Annotated in this window: 2 protein-coding genes; both read right to left on the bottom strand. The window is 62.1% G+C overall.

All coding sequences use genetic code 11. The annotated features are described in order from the left end of the window. Positions 1-70: 70 nt before the first annotated feature. Positions 71-790, bottom strand: a complete 720-nt coding sequence (locus NK1_RS33130) for a hypothetical protein (RefSeq protein WP_245661002.1) — start codon at positions 788-790, stop codon at positions 71-73. Positions 791-964: 174 nt separating this feature from the next. Beyond that, the gene (locus NK1_RS33125; RefSeq protein WP_063015149.1) at positions 965-1,234 is read right to left on the bottom strand and encodes an MbtH family protein; all 270 of its coding nucleotides are present in this window, start codon (positions 1,232-1,234) and stop codon (positions 965-967) included. Positions 1,235-1,745: the final 511 nt, after the last annotated feature.

Here is a 1,745-nt window from a genome sequence, read left to right as displayed (position 1 = left end):
CTTCACAAGGCTCGATCGGGCGTTGTATGTGCGGCGATGCTGAACCGCGCCACACATACAACGCTCTGGATCACGGTGTCCGAAGCATCCCGACCGTTCGCGGCGGAGCGGTGAGAGCGTGCACCGCACCGAGGGTCCCGCCGGCTGCGGCACCGATGGCCGCTAGCGGGACAGCCATGAGGGCGGCTCCGTAAGCGGCACCGATCGGGCCCGCGGCAAGGCCGATCGGCGCGAACGGCATTCCGACGGCAAGTCCGATTCCACCGCCGACGACTGCGCCGACCAGCGCGAACGGACTAGCCACCGCAGCACCTGTCACCGCACCGATCGCGGCACCTCCGAGGGCTTCGCCTGCGATACGGTCGGATCGGCTGCGTTCCATTCCCACCGAGTCGAGGAAGGTCGCCATATTGGCCTCGGTAACCGCAGCGCCGTCGTTGAGCTGGATTGCTTGCTCACGGTAGAGCCACTCGGGGGCATCGACCTGAACATCACCAAAGCGCAGCTTTCCGGCCGGCGGTGCGATCGGCGGCACGGGAGCGACCGGAAGCGGGGCGTGCAGTACGCCCACCGGAGCCAAGTAGTTCTGCTCCGGCATTGGGCGTGCCCACTGGAGCGAGCTGAATGTACTGTCCGGAATCTTCAGCCCTTCGTACGGATGTACGTTCGGCGGTTCGGCCGCAGGCCACTGCGCCGGCTGCCCGGACTCGGAGCCATTCGACTGTGCTGCTGGGGCGGTCTGAGCGGCGTCGGCCTTCGCGAGGCCGGTCCCCGTGAGCGCCAGCGTCATCGAAACGGCAACTCCCGTCCCTATCGCCGAAATCGACATTCTTCGGTGCGCCTTGGTAGCAGAGTGCTTTCCCTTGCCCATAGATCACCCTCCATCGGAAAAGAGATTTCAATGCCGGACCTCAGATGTGCCGGACATATGGAACGATCGAATCCGGCGCAGTGGAACTATTCGTTATTTGCGGCGGCGGGTCAACGATTTGGGCTTGCCGTTTTTGCGCGCCGTGTCGTCGGCCGCCATCGCGTCGCGCAGACTTTTCGGCCGCATATCTGTCCAGTTCTCTTCGACGTACTCGATGCAGGCCTGGCGGCTGTTTTCGCCGAACACGACATCCCACCCATCAGGGACCTCCGCAAAGGTCGGCCAGATGGAATATTGTTCCTCATCGTTGATTAGAACCGAGAATCGGCCGTTGTCGTCGTCGAAGGGGTTGGTGCTGGTCATTTCACCTCACTGAGCGGTCATTTTGAGTGGATGGACAAGTTCGCATCCCGAAGTTTCGCGCAGGCCTCTGCGATGCATACTTATCTGAGAGACGTTGCCAGAGTTCGGAAGAAGACCCGGAGGGGGCGCCGAACACTGGGACGTTGCGCAAGAGTATTCGGTTGCGGCTATCGCCGCCTGCAGCCATAATTGGCGATAGTGCCGTGCACGGAGCGGCGAGTGTGTCGGCAAGCGCTTCGGCCGGACGGCCGATTAGATGCGACAACAAAAATTAGATCCTCCTTCCCTGTGGGAGAAAGTCCTGGCAGGTGAAGAGAGAGTGCGAACTGCACGGTATTCGGGGCAGTGCCACGCCCCGGATGGGGCGGGTATCGGAGTCCACCTCCGTGAGCAAGTTGGGCACGCGGCTATCCGGCGGTACCAAAGTAGGCGGAAGAAAGGCGGACCGCGAATCGGGCGAACTGCTCATGCTGGTCATATCACGCAAAAAACACCTCGAAGTGTTGTGAAG

Source organism: Nocardia kruczakiae NBRC 101016 (assembly GCF_001612965.1).
GTDB lineage: Bacteria > Actinomycetota > Actinomycetes > Mycobacteriales > Mycobacteriaceae > Nocardia > Nocardia kruczakiae.
The sequence above is the reverse complement of the archived record's forward strand: the minus strand, read 5'-3'. Positions and strand labels throughout refer to the sequence as shown.